Here is a 15520-nt window from a genome sequence, read left to right as displayed (position 1 = left end):
TCTATCTTGTGGGCAGTTCTCCGTGATGCGGTTAGGGTGCGACGCCGATGCACAACGGCGCTGACCAGTTCGCGAAGAACATTCTGCGCGAGGCGCTGAGCCGAGCCTCGTCTCCGGAGACGGAGGTGGAGGTGCTCGCGGCGACGCAGAAGATCGATGTCTACAGCGTGCCCGATCCGGCGCGGGACGCCGAGCGCGCCGGGATGGGCTTGCTGGGCGAGCTCTCCGCGGAGCCGAGCCTGTTCGAGCCGTTTCACCGCACGCCCGGCTTGCGGCAGGTCCGCTCGTGTCTGCGCAAGCAGCTCACCTGGTATCACGAGCTCGAACGCCGGGCCCGCGCGCAAGCGTCTCCAGTCGGCGCCTCGTCGAACGATGCGGAACCCGACGCATCGACCCAGCCGGCCGTGGCTTTCCCTGCGCTCGTTGTCATCAGCTCGGGCCGGCCGGAGAGCGTGCTTGCAGCGTACGAGTGCCGCAAGGCGAAGCCCGGCGTGTCCCACGCGGCGCCGGGGCTCGCGCTTCGCATCGTCGTGCTGTCCGAGCTGCCCCGGACGCAGGAGACGCTGCTCTTGCGCCTGCTCGGATCCGGGCGCGTGCTGCGCGAGGCGCTCGCCGATCTGGCGGCGATGCCGGAGGACGCTTGGGAGAGGAGCGTCGCCACGCCTCTCCTGGTACATTTTCGGCTCGGGCTCGATGAGCAGGCGACGAGCGAGGAGGACGACGTGAGCGCAGAGATCCGGGCGTGGTTCGAGGATTACCAGCAAAAACTGCGCAACGAGGGGCTGAAGGAAGGGGGGCGCAACCTCCTGCTGCGGCAGCTCCGGGCCCGCTTCGGCGAGCTGCCCGCGGCCGTCGTCGCTCGCATCGATGCAGCCGACGTGGCCGAGCTCGAGCGGTGGGGCGAGCGGGTGCTCGGCGCGCGGACGCTCGACGAGGTGCTCGGCGCGCCGAGCTGAAGGGCCGAGGAGCGCCCGCCGCGCCCGGCGGTCCGGCAGCGCGGCCGCGCAGGGGCGCCAGCGATGCACCGGCGTCCCCGGCGTCGCCGACCACCCCGTTGCGTTCTGAGCAGAAGACGCCCGCTCAGGGCAGGCCGGCAGGCGTCAGGACGACACCTTCACCCAGGCGGGACGCGCGCTGATGCGCTTCCACCACGCCGCGACGTTCGGCCGATCGGTGATGAGGTCCTCGACCTTCGACACCACGAGACACTGGAGGTACGGCATCCACGAGATGTCGGCCAGCGAGTAGCTCGAGCCCGCGAGGTACTCCTGGCCGGCCAGCGCCTTCTCGACCACGTCGAGCGCCTTCGAGACCTCGGCCTTGGACGCATCGACGATCGCCTCGTCGCCTGGCTTGCCCTGCATCGGCAGGAAGACCCGCTGGAAGACGATCTTGACCGCCGGGGTGGCGAAGTACGATTGCTCCACGCTGAGCCACTGATCCATGAGCGCCCTGGCCCTGAGCTCGGTCGGCGTCAGCGGAGCTCCCGGAAGCTTGTGATCGAGGTAACGCATGATCGCCCTCGACTCGTAGAGCGTGAAGTCCTCGTCCTCGAGCACCGGGATCACGCCGAAGGGGTGGCGCGCGAGGTGCTCGGGCTGCTTGTGCGCGCCCTTCATCAGGTCGACGAGCACGAACTGCGCCTCCTGGCCCTTCTCGGCGAGCACCGTCAGGACCTTGCGCGTACACGTGCTCATGGGATGTCCGTAGATCTTCATCGTGTCTCCTTATCCTGTGTTCCGTCGCGAGGCGCCGACCGGCGGCGACCTCCGCGGCGCGCTAGCCTAAACGGATTTCTCCGACCGCGAGCGCCCTGATGACGCGGGCCGATCGCGGCGCGCGATCAGCCCTCGCGCCGCCGATCCTCCTGCCACTCGGCGTCGCGGGCCGCGGCGAAGACCGGGAGGCGCGCGAGCCACCGCTCGCCGGCGTTCGGGCGATCGAGCGCGATGCGCAGGGCCGCGATCAGCTCGAGCGGCGCGGCGTCGAGGCCCTGCTCCTTCGCAGCCCATCCCAGGCCGGCGAGGACGGCGTTGGCGACCTCGTATCCCGGGCGGTGCATCGGCGCCGTGGGCACGGACGCGGGCGCGGCGAAGTGGCGCTCGCACGCGGCGGCGTCGAGGGAGCTCCAGCCCGCGCACACGATCGGGCGGACAGCGTGGATCGAGCAGGCGCCACGCTCGTCGAGCAGCGGGCAGGGGACGCCGGCCTCGGCGCGTTCCAGGCGGGAGAGCCCGCGCGTCGCCGCGTCGGCGGCCCGGACGCGCTCCTCCAGCGCGGCGAGCTCCGCCTGGCTCCGCGTGGCGCGCAGGTGGGCCGCGATGCGGAGCACCTCCGGCGCCAGCACGAGCACCTTGCTGACGCAGCAGGTCGCGCAGCCGGCCCTGCAGGCGATGGGCCGATCGGGCGGCTCGGCGGCGACCGATGCCCCCTGCAGCGCCTCGGCCCGCGCGAGCGCCGAGGCCGCGGCCGACACCGCGCCGGCCTCGGTGCGCGTGGCGAGCGACAGCGCGAGCGCGGCGCGCTCCCCGTCGGCGATCCCCTCGAGGATGGCGGGGGTGTACCGCGTCGCGGGGGCGAGCGGCAGGGAGCGATTCCGCCGCGTCATCGCGGCGCTACGCCGTCTCCGGGAGCCGCCAGTCGATCTCGTCGGCGCCGCGGGCGCGGAGGGCGCTGTTGATGGTCGAGAACGGCTTGCTGCCGAAGAAGCCGTTCCTCGCCGACAGCGGCGAGGGATGAGCCGTCTTGATGACCGTGTGGCGCTTCGCGTCGATGAGCTTCGCCTTCTTCTGCGCGTGGCCGCCCCAGAGCACGAACACCACCCCGTCGGGCCTGTCGTTGACCTTCTTGATGACCGCGTCGGTGAACGACTCCCAGCCCTGGTTCTTGTGGGAGTTCGGCGTGTGCGCCCGGACGGTGAGCACGGTGTTCAGCAGCAGCACGCCCTGCGTGGCCCACGTGGTGAGGCAGCCGTGGCTCGGGATCGTGAAGCCCGGCAGATCCGAGACCGCCTCCTTGTACATGTTGGCCAGCGACGGCGGCGGCGTGACGCCCGGGCGCACGGAGAAGCACAGCCCGTGGGCCTGCCCGTCGTCGTGGTACGGGTCCTGGCCGAGGAGCAGCACGCGGACGCTCTCGTACGGCGTGAGCTTGAACGCGGCGAAGACGTCCTCCTCCGCCGGAAACACCTGGTGCGCCTTCCGCTCGTCCTCGACGAAGCGCGCCAGCTTCTTGAAGTACGGCTGCTCGAGCTCTCCGGCGAGCACGCGCTCCCACGAGGCAGGTAGATCGATCTTCATCTCTCGTTCAGACCCCTTCCTTCGGACAGAACTCGCTCATCCGGCACTCCCCGCACTTCGGCTTCCTGGCGACGCAGGTGTAACGGCCGTGCAGCACCAGCGCAGGGCCGAAGAACGTCCATTGGTCCTTCGGCACGATCTTCATCAGATCCTCCTCGATCTGCTCGGGCTTCTCGCGCTTCGAGAGGCCGATGCGCCCGCTGAGGCGGGCGACGTGGGTGTCGACGATGATCCCCGAGGGGATGTCGAACGCCGTGTTGAGCACGACGTTCGCCGTCTTCCTGGCCACGCCCGGCAGCGTTGTGAGATCGGCCATGGTCGCGGGCACCTCGCCGCCGAAGCGCGCGACGAGCTCCCTGCACGTGGCCTGCACCGTCTTCGTCTTCTGGCGGTAGAAGCCGGTCGGCTTGAGCTCTTCCTCGAGCTCCGCCGTGGGCGCGTCGGCGTACGCCTGCGCCGTCGGGTACTTCGGGAAGAGCGCGGCGGTCACCCGGTTGACGCGCTCGTCCGTGCACTGCGCGGCCAGGATGGTCGCGACGAGCAGATCGAGCGGCGTCTTCCAGTCGAGCTCGTAACGCGCGTCGGGGTACTCCTTGCGCAGCTGCTCGAGGAGGAGGGGGATGCGGTCTCGGGCGTTCATGGGGGTCGTCGCAGCGTAACCCAGCCCCGGGCCGCCCGTCAGCGGGGCTCGGCCCCTCAGCGACGCCGGGCCACGGGCCCCGGGCGTCTCCGGCCGAAGTAGATCTCGAGCAGCTCGCGCCCCACGAGGTTCGCCTTGGTGCGCCACGCGATGTCGTTGGCCAGCATCACGGAGACCGCGATCTCGGGGCGATCCGACGGCGCGAACGAGGCGAACCACGAGAACATCCGCGACGGGCTGCCGCCGACCAGCGTGCCGGTCTTGGCGGCGACGGGCATGGTGCCGAGGGCGCGGGTGCCGTCGGGCTTGCGGAACGCCTTGGCGCAGGTGCCCCGCCGCGTCGTGACCTCGAGCATCGACCGGAGGGTGCGCGCGACGTCGGCCCGGAGGCCGCGGCCGTCGGTGCTCCGCGGCGCGAGCGCGCCCGCGTCCCCGCGTTCCTGCGCGCCCGGCGGCGCGAGCAGCGAGAGGCGCACGCGCTCGCCGTCGTTGGCGATCGTCTGCATGGCGAACAGGGCGCCGAGCGGGCTGAGCCGCCCGCTCCAGAAGCCCGCGGCGGCGCGGGCGAGGCCGAGCCCGTCGGCCGGGACGTGGGCGGCGCTCGGCGCGACGGGGATGTCGATGGGCACCTCGCCGTCGAAGCCGAGGTCGCGGGCCTTGTTGCGCAGGTCGTCGGCCGTGAGGTGCTGGCCGGCGAGGCGGGCGAAGACGCCGTTGATGCTGCGGCCGAGCGCCTCGCCGAAGACGGTGCAGGTGGCGCCGCGGCCCTGCAGATCAGCCGCGGTGATCGCGCTCATGCCGCCCGTGTAGCAGACGGGCGTGGCGATGTTCACCTTGCGGCCCTCGAGCAGCGCCGCCGCGGTGACGATCTTGAAGAGGCTCGCGCTCGGGGCGAGCGGGGTGGCGACGTAGTCCCGGTCTCCGCGGCTCGCCCACACGAGGATGCGGCCGGTGCGGACGTCGGAGGCGACGATGGCGCCCTCGGGGGCGCCGGAGCGGGCGAGGAGGCGCTCGGCGGCGCGCTGGAGCTCGGGATCGAGCGTGAGGCGCACCTGCTTGCCCGACGCGCCGACCGTGGCGTGGACCGCGCCGGCCTCGACGTGGAGCTTTCGGACGCCCGGCGGCGCCGGAGATGCCGTCGCCGGCGCGATCCCGACGGCGATCGCGGCGGCGAGCGCGAGGAAGAGACGCGATCGCACCCCGCGGAGATGCCAGGGGGCGCGCGGGAGGGCCAAGTTCCGCGCGGCGTTCGCGACGGGTACCTCGTCGCCCAAGGAGGAGGGGGGAGCGGTTCATGAGGAGCAGCGCCCGCGCCCCGGCTTTGCCCTGGAGCGGCTCAGCGTTCTTGTTCCAGGGCGATCCGATGGCCATCGGGATCGATGACCGTCACGGGCGAGCTGCCCTCGGAGCCGGTGGCGCCGACCACCGCGCCCAGCGCTCGGAGCGACTCCAGGATCCGATCGAGGTCGGAGACGACGAGCCCCAGGCGGAGGCCGGACGTCGGCCTGTCCGAGAGCGGATAGAGCTCGAGGATCATCCCACCCACGTCGCATGAGTAGTGCTTCGCTCCGTTGCCGTGCTGTTCCGGGGACAAGCGCAGGCCAAGGCCTTCGTAGAACCGCCGCGAGCGCTCGAGGTCTGCGCATCGGAGGACCACGTAGGCAACACGTTGCACGCTCATTGGAGGGGAGCCGCGCGCGCTGACCGAGGTCAGCGCTGCCCTTCCGGCGCGATGGTCTCACCGCGCGCCAGCATCTCCACCAGCGCCGCGATCTTCTTCGCGCGCCCGGCGGGCGTCTTGATGTTGTTCATGCGAAACGCCAGTGCGAAGAGGTTCTGGCGCCCCAGGGTCTGGAACGTCTTGCGCGCCCGTGGGTTCGCCTCGATGGCCGCGCGAAGGTCGTCGGGAATGGTGGCTCCGGTCGCGCTGCGGATGGGGGCGTAGGCGGCCTCCCAGCGGCCATCTGCCTTCGCGGCGTCGACCTGCCGCTGGCCGTGCGGGGTCATCCGGCCGGCCGCCGTCAGCCGCGCGATGTGATCCGTGTTGATCTGGCTCCAGACGCTCCTCGCCTTGCGAGGGGTGTACCGCTGCAGAAAAGAGAGGTCATCGAACGACTTCCGGATGCCGTCGATCCAGCCCCAGCACAGGGCCACGTCCAGCGCTTGCGCGTAGGTGACCGTCGGCACGCCCGAGTCCTTCTTGTGAATCTTCAGCCACAGCTCGGTCTCGCGGGCGTGGTTCGCGGCCATCCAGGCTTCGAACGCTGCCTCGGTGGGGAAGCTCTTGATCTTGTCTGGATTGGGAATGATCGGCGCCATGAAAAAGGTCCTGGTTGAAGCCTATCGATCAAGGATCCAAGGGAGCCGGCACGCCGGGTCCTCTGCACGTACCAGAGCTTTCCCTCGACAGTGAGAGCATCGAACGTTGCCCATGGCGGCCGAGCAGCGCCTGCGTCTACAACTCGCCTTTCTGTCTGCCCGTCTGCCCAAGAGATGCGCGGTGCAGCGCCGCGGAGCGGTGTCGGCACCGGCGAATTGTTAGATCGAGAATGCCACTATACGCATCTCGGTGCTCACAGCCGCTCTTTCCACGCGTCCGGATGGCGGTGCAGGTGAAGCACCGCTATCACGAGCACCAAGGGTTCTTCGAGCACGAAGAAGACGCCGTAAGGAAAGATTCGAACCAGTGCGCGACGAATGCCGGGCTCGATCTCAGGAAACTGGAGAGGATTCTCCATGGCACGGCGGATCGTGACATCCACTTCAGACTCGAATCGGAATCCGAGATCGCGCCGCTCCCGCTCGTAGCGAAGCGCAGCGTCGAAGACTTCGACCTCCGCTTCCTGGCGGATTTCAAGCCGTCTCATCGCTGCGCGGCGCGCAGGCGCGAGAGCAGGTCTCGGCGGGCCTCCTCCCACGAGCGGCTCGAACCCTGACCAGCTCGGTGCGCCGCCAGGCGTTCAGCGATGATCTCGCGATGCCACTCCAGGGCGGGAACTGCCTCAGGATGGAGCGCCACGCGGTCCCAGAGGGCCTGTAGGTAATCGAGCTTCTCAGCGGGAGAGAGGTCGTCGAAACCTGGAGGGGGCATCGCGGGGAGGGTCATATCCGAAATTATACCGCAAATTCCACCGGAGATCACGCCCGGCGGGCAGTGCCTCATGCCAGGATGTTCGTGGGCCATTTTCGTCCGATTATCCAATAATTCCAGCATCTTCTGCGGTACCCGCGCCTGTCCGGGGTCGTGCCGGCCGAGAGGGCTCGGCCCACACGCGCGGGCAGAGCAGAGACAACCCTGCGCTCCGCGCACGGGACGGAGAGAGCGGTCGGGAGTACGACCGACGAGACCTCCCTCTGGCTGAATTCTCCAGTCTCACGCACCGGCGTTCAGCTGCGGGCGCCACAGGAGCATCTGCGACCGGCGGCGACCGTCTGCTGCAACGCTTCGCTATGCAGCTTTCCGCTCATGGTTTCTATCTTGTGCTCTCGCGCACCGCGTTCAGGTCTCGAAGCGAACTTCGATGCCCTCGGCTGCACACGCGCGCTGCGTCGCGGAACGTCGTCCAACAGCGTCGATACAGGCACCGATGCGCTCCATCCGATGCGGGGGTCGTGGCAACTTCCGCGCCCACCAGGTCAGCATATAGAGATAGGCGTCACACGCCGAATATGCTTCGCCCAGCATGAAGGGCCCGGAGCCCCAGGCGTTCTCGATGACCTCAAAGGCCTGCATGGCTCGCGCCGCCGCCGCGGCTCGCACCTCGTCGACAGCCCCGCTGGTAGGCTGTGCGCCGTCGCTTTGGGTCAAATTTGCCGCGTATTTTTCTGGGTAGCGGTAAGCCACGTACGCGGGCTGCACCGTGTTGCTCAGGAAGAAGAGCCACTTGTAGAGATGCGCTCGTTCGCTTGACCCCAGAGGTGGGATCAGCCGTGCGCTCGGGTATTGATCCGCGATGTACAGGCAGATCGCCGCAGATTCGAAGAGCACGAGCTCGCCACAAACCAGCGTGGGGATCACGCCGTTGGGGTTGAGACGCAAGTAGTTCGCGCTCTTTTGCTCGCGCCGGTCGCGATCGACGAGCACGAGCTCAAAGTCACAGCCCGCTTCTTGCAGCAGGAGGTGTGGCGCGAGGTTCGCGTTGCCGGGATAGTAGTAAAGCTGAATCTTCATTCTGCAGATCCGCCCAGCGACTCAGGGATGATGTGGTCGATCTCCATCGGCGTGCCGATAATACGCGCCGAGATCAGGCAGTGGCCGCAGCGATGGCGCGCCTCACTGGCGACCTGCTCACGCAGCGCCCTCCCGATGTAGCTACGGCTCATGTCCTTGGTGAAGCCCCGAGATGTCATGACCTCGCTGTTTGAGCAGCGCGGCAGATCGGGAACGAACCAGCATGATGCGCGTGTACTCCTTCATGAGCGTCGCGAGCTCCTCGACGTCCGACGCGGAGAGCCCTTCGCTCTGGCGCTTGATGTGCAGATCCTCAAGGTCTGCTGCCTTCTCCGGGGCGAGGCTCTGCCTGGCGGCCCGCCAGAGATCCTCGTCACCTAGCAAGTGCAGCGCGGCGATGGCCTCCGCCATGTCGACCGGCAGCTCGTCGGGTTCGTCAGGGAGGGAGGTCGCCACCCCGTCGACGAGCTCGGACTCGACGGTTCGTTGCGTTTTCTGCGCGCGGCGAGCCAGCCGCTCGTACAGCGGCTCGGGCAAGTTCACGGTAACGGCTTGAACGGCCATATCCTAGTTTACGATGGGCCGTCGAGGCCAGCAAGCTCGGCGGTGCAAGGCGCAGCGCGACGCGCAGCCGGCCGTTCTCCTCTGCGTTGCCATGATCGGTATCATCGTCGGCTCAACGAGTAGTCGACTGGTCAACCGAAGCCAGCGGACCAGGCCGGGAGGGATGGCCTGGTCCGACGGGCCCGCGTGCGGGAGGCTCGCCGCCGCGGCGGTCGTCGCCGAGCGCCGGGTCTGGTAGGGTGCGCGCAGAGGTGCCTGTGCTCAAGCTGCCGAAAGATCTCGTCGCCGATCCGCGCCATGACGCGGTGTCCGAGCTCCTCACCAAGCACGCGGGTCTCTTGTGGGAGAGCGGCCGGAACCAGGTGGCGACGCTCCCGATGACCGACGCCCTGGCCGCGGAGCTCCGCGGCGCGCTCGCGGCCGAGCACGCCTGCCACGGCCTCGAGCTCATCGCCGACAAGCTCGCCAGGGAGCAGAAGGGGCTGGACGCCGCGGCCAGGAGGGCACCGGAGAGCCCGCAGAACGCCCGCGCGTCCCGCATCCTCTTTCTCGCGAGCGACGGCAGCACCCGCTTCTATCGCGACTGCGACGCGCTCCTCTCCCGCTACCCGCAGCGCCTCCTGGCCTGCCGGCTCGAGATCGCCGGCGAGGCGCTGGGCGAGAAGCTCACCGGGAGCGCGAAGCTGATCCGGAGCGTGCTTGTCCTCGACAAGAGGGTCGCCGCCCGAGCGCTGCTCGCCCTGCTCCCGCCGGGCTGAAGCCCGGCAGCGCCACGGCACGCTCCAGCGCAGCGCGCCCTCCATCTACGCGGCGCTCGCTTGCAGGCAGCACCGCCGGCGTGGCCTCCTGGAGAGGCACGCCTCTGCGCCTGGAGGTCCTGGCCTCCAGGCCACAGCCTCCACATCGGCGCCTGGAGCATTGTAGCAGGACGGTTGGTGTGCTCCCGCTCCGGCGCTCGCTCCACGAGCGCCCCCTCAAGATCACCGCAAATCCACGCCCGCCGAGCGGGCACGCTGCGTGCTCAGCGTGCTCAGCAGGAAGCACAGTCCGTCGATCCATCAATTCCCCGACCGGAGAGAACCCGCCATGAAATCTACCGCATTCATCCTCAGCAGCCTCGTTGTCCCCTTTGCCCTCGCCGGTTGCCTCTCGGGCTCCGAACCTCACGACGAGGGGCTCATGGACGTCGAGGAGGCCGCCGCCTTCTCCGAGGCAGCCCGCGCCCCGGCGGAGGTGCAGCCGTCCGAAGGCATCGGCGCGCAGAACACCGCGCCGGCCGCGGACGCCCTCTCCGAGCAGGCGCTGAGCCCTGTCGGGAAGTCCGGCGCAGAGCTCGCGGTCAGCTCCGGCGGCGGCGCGCAGTCCCTCGTCCTCCTTCAGCTCCCGATCGTCAACCTGCTTTATAACCCCGGCTTCGAGAACGCGCAGGCCGGCATCCCGTCGGGCTTCATCGATCATGGCAGCGCCAACGCGTCCTGGTTCGCCGGCTGGGGCACCGCGGCGGACTCCTGGCCTGCCACGAGCAATGACCTGAACTACGGCGCCATCGCGACATGGCTCAAGACCGACGTCGTGCACACCGCCAACAAGCGCAGCCTCCTCGTGTCCGCGACGACGACCAACGGCGGCATCGCCCAGCAGTACTGGACATCCGCCAGCCCGCCGCCGAACAACGCCTACCTGCGGTTCAGCGTCTGGGTCTATACCGTGACCGGGCAGGTGACGATAGGGCTCGGCAGCGGCGGGACGGGTTACACCACCAGGACCTCGACCCAGACCGGAAAGTGGGAGTACCTCCAGACCTGCGGCACGTCGTTCAACAACGAGGTCTTTATCTACACGATAGGCGGACCGGCCGTGTACTACGTGGACGACGCCAACGTGTCGGCGACGCCTTCGCCCCTCCTCGACCAGTATTGCTCGCCCGGCGCCGTCGTCTTCTGAACCACGCCGCCGCCGCTCGGCGCGTGATCCCGAGCGAGCCGGCGTCAAGCGGTCGTGGGGATCTTGCTGGAGCTCGCGGGGCTTCGCCGTGACGCGCGCCGCGGCGGCGGGAAGGATCACGTCGCTCCGTCGTCAGTCACCGTGGATGCGGTTCTGGTTGAGCTTCTCCAGCACTCGGTCGAGGTTGAACGACGCCGGCTTCTGCCGGGGAGGGAACTGCTGGAACGAATCGAGGAGCTTCGCGACGTACGCCTGGCAGGGCACGACGAGGAACACATGGTCGAGGACCCAGTCCCAGTACGTGTTCGACCCATCGTCGGCCCGCTCGAACGGGTCGCGACGCAGGTTGAAGATCTTCGGAGTCCGCAGGTGGACGAACGGCTCGACCCAGATCTGCAAGCGCGTGGCGCGCTGCTCCATGAAGACGAGCTTCCAGTCGTCATACCGGATCGCCAGGAGATCACCGTCGTCGCCGACGTAGAAGAACTCCCTCCGCGGGCTCTCCTCCACCTGCCCGGTGAAGTAGGGGAGCATGTCGTAGCCGTCGATGTGCACCTGGAACTTCTTGTTCCCGGCCTGGTGGCCGTGGAGGAGCTTGTCCTTGATATCGGGGACGCCCGCCGCCGAGAGCAGCGTCGGCAGCCAGTCCTGGTGGGAGACGATCCCGTTGAGCACCTTGCCGGCGGGGATCTTCCCGGGCCACCTCACGAACGTGGGCACCCGGAACGCGCCCTCCCAGTTCGTGTTCTTCTCGCTGCGGAAGCAGGTGATCGCGGCGTCCGGCCAGGTATTGAAGTGAGGCCCGTTGTCGGTCGTGTAGACGACGATGGTGTCGCCGGCGATCCCGAGCTCGTCGAGCTTGGCGAGCACCTTGCCGATGTACTCGTCATGCTCGACCATCACATCGTTGTAGGGGCCCTGGCCGCTCTTCCCCCGGACCTTCTCCTTGGGGTGGGTGCGGAAGTGCATGTGGGTCGTGTTGTACCAGACGAAGAACGGAGTTCCGTCGCGGTGGGCGCGCTCGATGAACTCGAGGCACCGGTCCGTGATCTCGTCGTCGATGGTCTCCATCCGCTCGCGGGTGAGCGGGCCGGTGTCCTCGATGCGCCCGTCGGCGAAGCAGTGGAGCACTCCCCGCGGCCCGAACCGCTTGCGAAACGATGGATCCTTCGGATAGTCGGGGAGCTCCGGCTCCTCTTCGGCGTTCAGGTGGTACAGGTTGCCGAAGAACTCGTCGAAGCCGTGGTTCGTGGGGAGGTGCTCGTCCCGGTCGCCGAGGTGGTTCTTGCCGAACTGCCCGGTCACGTAGCCGAGCGGCCTCAAGAGCTCGGCGATCGTGGGGTCCTCGGGCTGGAGGCCGACCGCGGCGCCGGGCATACCCACCTTGGTGAGCCCGGTGCGGAGCGGGTTCTGGCCGGTGATGAGCGCGGCTCGGCCAGCGGTGCAGCTCTGCTGACCGTAGTAATCCGTGAAGGCGAGGCCCTCCTCCGCGATACGATCGATGTTCGGGGTGCGATACCCCATCATCCCGCGGTTATGGAAGCTGATGTTCCAGATGCCGATGTCGTCTCCATTGAGGATGAGCACGTTGGGCTTGCCATCGGGCTTCTTTGTCGTCTTCGGAGTGGCCGCGGCGGGTGTAGGCATGGTGATGGAATGACACGCGAGCGACACCCGACAAGTCAGGAGAACCCGCAACCAGGCGCGCCGGACATGGCATCTGCTCTCGACGGCCGCGTGATCCCGTGGTGGACGGCGGCCTTCGCGCTGCCCTCGCTTCGCTGTCCTCACTGCAGCTGGGAGCGCGGCGATCTCCACCAGGGAGGGCCGGTCGTCAGAGACCTCTGGCCGTATCGCTCAGTCGGTGCAGCACGGCGCGCCGCCGGGGGCGTCGCAGGTCGCCGGATCGTCGCTGCACGGCAGCCCCCAGGCCACGGTGGCGCCGAGGACGACCTCCACCTGCGCCGCGTGCTTCGTCGAGCCGTCGTCGTTCCGCGCCTCCGCCGCGAGGATCACGTGGGTGCCCTCCTTGAGCACGGCGTCCGGCTCCCACTGCCTTCCGGGGAGGAACGCGATGAGCCCGAACGCGTGCGGGAACTCCCCGGGGAGGAGCTCGATCATCCCCTCCTGCGGCACGCCCGGCGGGAACAGGTCCCCGGTCGCAGGGTCCTTGACGCTGTACCGCACGCGGACCCTCTCGCCGCAATCGCTGCAGCCGACGGCGAACCAGAGGTGATATCCCCCCTGGGGCCCCGCCATCACCGGGAGCGTGGCGCCCTCCTCGATGCTCTCGAAGCAGGTCTCGCCGGTCCCGATCTCGAACACCGCGGGGTCGTCCGGCAGACGGCACCCGCCGCCACCGCCCGCCCCCGTGGAGCTTTCGCCGCCGCCTTCCCCCGTGGAGCTGCCGCCTTCTCCTGCGGAGCTTCCGCCCCCGTCCCCTGTGGAGCCGCCAGCGCCCGATCCATTCGAGCTTCCGCCGCCGCCCTCGCCGGTCGAGGTGCTGTCGACGCTCCCCTCGCTGGTGGAACTACCGCCACCGCCCTCGCCGGTGGAGCCGCCGCCCATCGCGTCCGCCTCGACGCTCGAGCTGCAATGGATACAGAGCAGCGCGAGGGTGAACACGGGAGTCGCTTGCCAGCGGGTCAATGCGCGAAGGAAAGATCTCATGGGAGCACCTGGAACACGCGAGGGCGCTGTGAAGGGGAGAGCCGGAGCGCTCCCTCCTTCAGGCGCGATGTCCCGGAGGGCCGCGGCGGGCTCGACGCGAGCGTCGGCCCTTGCAGACTTGGCAGCAACCGTTCCATCGCGCGCTCCGCGCAATCCGGGCGCTTTCCCGAGCGCGCTCGCTAGCGCGTTGCGCCACGTGTGCCAGGCGCAGACAGCTCTGGCACAGGGACCAGGCGCGCACGGCCCGGCCGGCGCGGCGTGCGCGCTGGAGAGATGGGGCGACGGCGCGCCCGGCCCCGGCGGACGTCTTCGAGACCCACGCCGTGCCTTGGCGCGCTATGGTGTCGTCTCCCGGCCGGGGGCCGGGGTTCCTTGCCGCCCATGCCGACGACCCGCCTGTTGCACAGCGCCGAGATCCCCCAGGCCGACAACCTCGCGAACGTGCGGCGCGTGCTGGAGGCGCTCTCGGGCGGGGTGACCGAGAAGGAGCGGATCTCCGAGCAGACGGGCATCTCCTTGCGGCACGTCGGCTATGCGCTCGCCGCTGCCCGCGTCCTCGGCTGGCTCGGCGACGACGGCGCCTCGATCACGCCTGCGGCACGCGAGCTTCTCGCCTCCTCGTCCGGCTCTGCCGACGAGCGGACGCTCCTGAGGCGCGCGATCTTCGCGTGCGAGGTCGTGAAGGAGGTCGCGCCGGATCTCTTCGAGCCCGCGGCGCCGACGCGGGAGGCGCTCGCGCGGCGCATCTTCCGCTTCACCGCGGGCATCGGGAAGGGGACGGCGCGCCGGCGCGCGCAGACCCTGCTCGCCTGGCGGAGCCAGGTGCTGGAGCGGCAGCTCCCGCTGTTTCCGAAGCGCCCGAGGAAGCGCGGCGCCGGGGCCGCAGCGAGCGCTGGCGAGGAGACAGCGCCGGGCGAGGGGACGGCCTCCGGCGAGGAGACAGCGCCGCGGCGCTGACCTCGCTGCTACCTCGCTGCCGGCGGCTTGCGCGCGGGGCGCGCCGCGCGCAGCTCGTCGGCGCTCACCTTGCCGTCGCGGTTCGCGTCCGCCGCCTTCACCCGCTCCCAGCGCTTGTCACCCACCTCGTCCCTGGTAAGGAAGCCGTCGCCGTTCTTGTCCTTCTTGGCGAAGCGCGCCTTCTGCTTCGCCGCCCGGTCCTTCATGCGCAGCTCGGTGTGCGCCTTGAGCTCCTCGGCCGACAGGGTGCCGTCCTTGTTCGTGTCCGCCTTGCCAAGCCGCTTCTGCGCCTTCTCGGGGAGCTCAGCGACGGTCAGCTTGCCGTCCGCGTTCTTATCGAAGCGCTTGATGACGCGGGCCGGGTCCTTCGGGCCGTGCTGGCGGTGGGCGTCCTTGCCCTGGCCCTGGTGCGGCGCCGGCTTGCCCCCCGTTCCGCCCGCGCCGTTCGCCGCGTAGGCCGCTCCGCCGCCGGCGAGGACGGCCGCGGCAAGGAAGCTGCCGAGGACGAGGCGACGGATCGCGCTGTGGGTCTTGTTGGAGAAGAGGGCGAGGGTCATGGGGGTCGTGCTCCTTGGTGCAAGGGCCAGCCTGTTCTTGCCGGCTTCTGTTCGTGAGACGTTCCCCGGGCCGCCCTCCCTACGCGCCCCTCGATCTTTTTTCAGCGGGCGCGGCCGTGGCCCACGGCACCTCGCTCGGCCCCGGCCCGCCACCACCCGCCTGTGGGCAGGGGCCGCGCGCGGCCCGCTGGTGTGAGCCTCCGCGCATCGCGTCGAGGTCGCCGTGTCGGCTCCGGCAGACGGACGCTGAGATCCACGTCCAGCGGGGGTATAAAGGAAGCAGAGACGACGATGATCTTGTACCGACCCGTGGGCCTCGCCGAGCTCCGGCTCATCGCAGAGGCCGGCTATCGAGCGTTCCCGCCGCGCCTGTCGCATCAGCCGATCTTCTATCCGGTGCTGACCGAGGAGTACGCGCGCAAGATCGCCCGCGACTGGAACACCGCCGATGAGACCTCCGGGTTCGCGGGGTGGGTGACGCGGTTCGAGGTCGAGGACGATTTTGCCCGCAGGTATCCTGTGCAGATCGCGGGCGGACGCTCCCACGAGGAGCTCTGGGTGCCCGCCGAGGAGCTGGACGAGTTCAACCGGCATCTCGTCGGGACCATCGAGGTCACCGAGGTCTATTGCGGGCCGAAGTTTCAGGGAGACATCGATCCTGCGACCCGCCTCCCCCTCGGTTGGCTCCGCAACCCGCCCACGAAGGTGAGTTGAGGCC

At 69.3% G+C, this 15520-nt stretch carries 20 protein-coding genes; 5 read left to right on the top strand and 15 right to left on the bottom strand.

Annotated features, from left to right (window positions below; all coding sequences use genetic code 11):
* Positions 1–47 precede the first annotated feature (47 nt).
* A complete protein-coding gene (locus WMF12_RS24975) occupies positions 48–956 on the top strand; it encodes a DUF4351 domain-containing protein (RefSeq protein WP_437849574.1) in 909 nt (302 codons plus the stop codon).
* 144 nt (positions 957–1100) lie between these two features.
* On the opposite strand, the gene WMF12_RS24970 is transcribed toward WMF12_RS24975, so the two are convergent.
* From WMF12_RS24970 to WMF12_RS24915, 12 genes are all read right to left on the bottom strand, one after another.
* Positions 1101–1718: a glutathione S-transferase family protein gene (locus tag WMF12_RS24970; protein WP_437739152.1), complete on the bottom strand. Its 618-nt coding sequence runs from the start codon at positions 1716–1718 to the stop codon at positions 1101–1103.
* Between the two features lie 125 nt (positions 1719–1843).
* Positions 1844–2608 (bottom strand): YkgJ family cysteine cluster protein, encoded by a 765-nt coding sequence (locus WMF12_RS24965; RefSeq protein ID WP_437849572.1) that lies wholly within the window; start codon positions 2606–2608, stop codon positions 1844–1846.
* A gap of 7 nt (positions 2609–2615) precedes the next feature.
* Positions 2616–3299, bottom strand: a complete 684-nt coding sequence (gene ung / locus WMF12_RS24960; protein ID WP_437849570.1) for a uracil-DNA glycosylase — start codon at positions 3297–3299, stop codon at positions 2616–2618.
* Positions 3300–3306: 7 nt separating this feature from the next.
* Positions 3307–3939, bottom strand: a complete 633-nt coding sequence (gene nth, locus WMF12_RS24955) for an endonuclease III (protein WP_437849568.1) — start codon at positions 3937–3939, stop codon at positions 3307–3309.
* 56 nt (positions 3940–3995) lie between these two features.
* The gene (locus WMF12_RS24950; RefSeq protein WP_437849566.1) at positions 3996–5138 is read right to left on the bottom strand and encodes a penicillin-binding transpeptidase domain-containing protein; all 1143 of its coding nucleotides are present in this window, start codon (positions 5136–5138) and stop codon (positions 3996–3998) included.
* A gap of 137 nt (positions 5139–5275) precedes the next feature.
* Complete coding sequence (locus WMF12_RS24945; protein ID WP_437849564.1) at positions 5276–5596, bottom strand: VOC family protein; 321 nt, start codon at positions 5594–5596, stop codon at positions 5276–5278.
* A 53-nt stretch (positions 5597–5649) separates the two neighbouring features.
* Positions 5650–6258 (bottom strand): YdeI/OmpD-associated family protein, encoded by a 609-nt coding sequence (locus tag WMF12_RS24940; RefSeq protein WP_437849562.1) that lies wholly within the window; start codon positions 6256–6258, stop codon positions 5650–5652.
* A gap of 254 nt (positions 6259–6512) precedes the next feature.
* Entirely contained in the window at positions 6513–6806 is a 294-nt protein-coding gene (locus WMF12_RS24935) for a type II toxin-antitoxin system RelE/ParE family toxin (RefSeq protein WP_437739143.1), read from the bottom strand.
* Positions 6803–7045, bottom strand: a complete 243-nt coding sequence (locus tag WMF12_RS24930) for an addiction module protein (protein WP_437849561.1) — start codon at positions 7043–7045, stop codon at positions 6803–6805. The genes WMF12_RS24935 and WMF12_RS24930 overlap by 4 nt, the downstream gene beginning before the upstream one ends.
* 393 nt (positions 7046–7438) lie before the next feature.
* Entirely contained in the window at positions 7439–8110 is a 672-nt protein-coding gene (locus WMF12_RS24925) for a glutathione S-transferase family protein (protein ID WP_437849559.1), read from the bottom strand.
* Positions 8107–8262, bottom strand: coding sequence for an HNH endonuclease (locus tag WMF12_RS24920; RefSeq protein ID WP_437849557.1), 156 nt, complete (start codon positions 8260–8262; stop codon positions 8107–8109). Before WMF12_RS24920 ends, WMF12_RS24925 begins: the two co-directional genes overlap by 4 nt.
* On the bottom strand, positions 8252–8653 hold the full coding sequence (locus tag WMF12_RS24915; RefSeq protein WP_437849555.1) for a hypothetical protein: 402 nt from the start codon (positions 8651–8653) through the stop codon (positions 8252–8254). The genes WMF12_RS24920 and WMF12_RS24915 overlap by 11 nt, the downstream gene beginning before the upstream one ends.
* A 272-nt stretch (positions 8654–8925) precedes the next feature.
* Here WMF12_RS24915 and WMF12_RS24910 point away from each other — a divergent pair, with 272 nt between their 5' ends.
* Both WMF12_RS24910 and WMF12_RS24905 read left to right on the top strand, forming a co-directional pair.
* The gene (locus WMF12_RS24910; RefSeq protein ID WP_437849553.1) at positions 8926–9432 is read left to right on the top strand and encodes a hypothetical protein; all 507 of its coding nucleotides are present in this window, start codon (positions 8926–8928) and stop codon (positions 9430–9432) included.
* A 328-nt stretch (positions 9433–9760) separates the two neighbouring features.
* Complete coding sequence (locus WMF12_RS24905; RefSeq protein ID WP_437849551.1) at positions 9761–10618, top strand: hypothetical protein; 858 nt, start codon at positions 9761–9763, stop codon at positions 10616–10618.
* A gap of 132 nt (positions 10619–10750) precedes the next feature.
* On the opposite strand, the gene WMF12_RS24900 is transcribed toward WMF12_RS24905, so the two are convergent.
* Together WMF12_RS24900 and WMF12_RS24895 are read right to left on the bottom strand one after the other, a co-directional pair.
* Positions 10751–12265 carry an arylsulfatase gene (locus tag WMF12_RS24900; protein ID WP_437849550.1) on the bottom strand — a complete coding sequence of 505 codons (1515 nt, stop codon included), beginning with the start codon at positions 12263–12265 and terminating at the stop codon, positions 10751–10753.
* A 210-nt stretch (positions 12266–12475) separates the two neighbouring features.
* Complete coding sequence (locus tag WMF12_RS24895) at positions 12476–13288, bottom strand: hypothetical protein (RefSeq protein ID WP_437849548.1); 813 nt, start codon at positions 13286–13288, stop codon at positions 12476–12478.
* A 381-nt stretch (positions 13289–13669) separates the two neighbouring features.
* On the opposite strand from WMF12_RS24895, the gene WMF12_RS24890 reads away from it, so the two are divergent.
* Complete coding sequence (locus WMF12_RS24890) at positions 13670–14245, top strand: hypothetical protein (RefSeq protein WP_437849546.1); 576 nt, start codon at positions 13670–13672, stop codon at positions 14243–14245.
* Positions 14246–14253: 8 nt separating this feature from the next.
* On the opposite strand, the gene WMF12_RS24885 is transcribed toward WMF12_RS24890, so the two are convergent.
* On the bottom strand, positions 14254–14802 hold the full coding sequence (locus tag WMF12_RS24885; protein ID WP_437849545.1) for an EF-hand domain-containing protein: 549 nt from the start codon (positions 14800–14802) through the stop codon (positions 14254–14256).
* Between the two features lie 291 nt (positions 14803–15093).
* Between WMF12_RS24885 and WMF12_RS24880 the strand changes: the two genes are divergently transcribed.
* A complete protein-coding gene (locus tag WMF12_RS24880; protein WP_437849543.1) occupies positions 15094–15516 on the top strand; it encodes an ADP-ribosylation/crystallin J1 in 423 nt (140 codons plus the stop codon).
* Positions 15517–15520: the final 4 nt, after the last annotated feature.

The organism is Sorangium sp. So ce363, assembly GCF_051520435.1.
GTDB lineage: Bacteria > Myxococcota_A > Polyangia > Polyangiales > Polyangiaceae > Sorangium > Sorangium cellulosum_B.
Note: the sequence above shows the minus strand (reverse complement) of the source record. Positions and strands in the feature narration are given on the sequence as shown.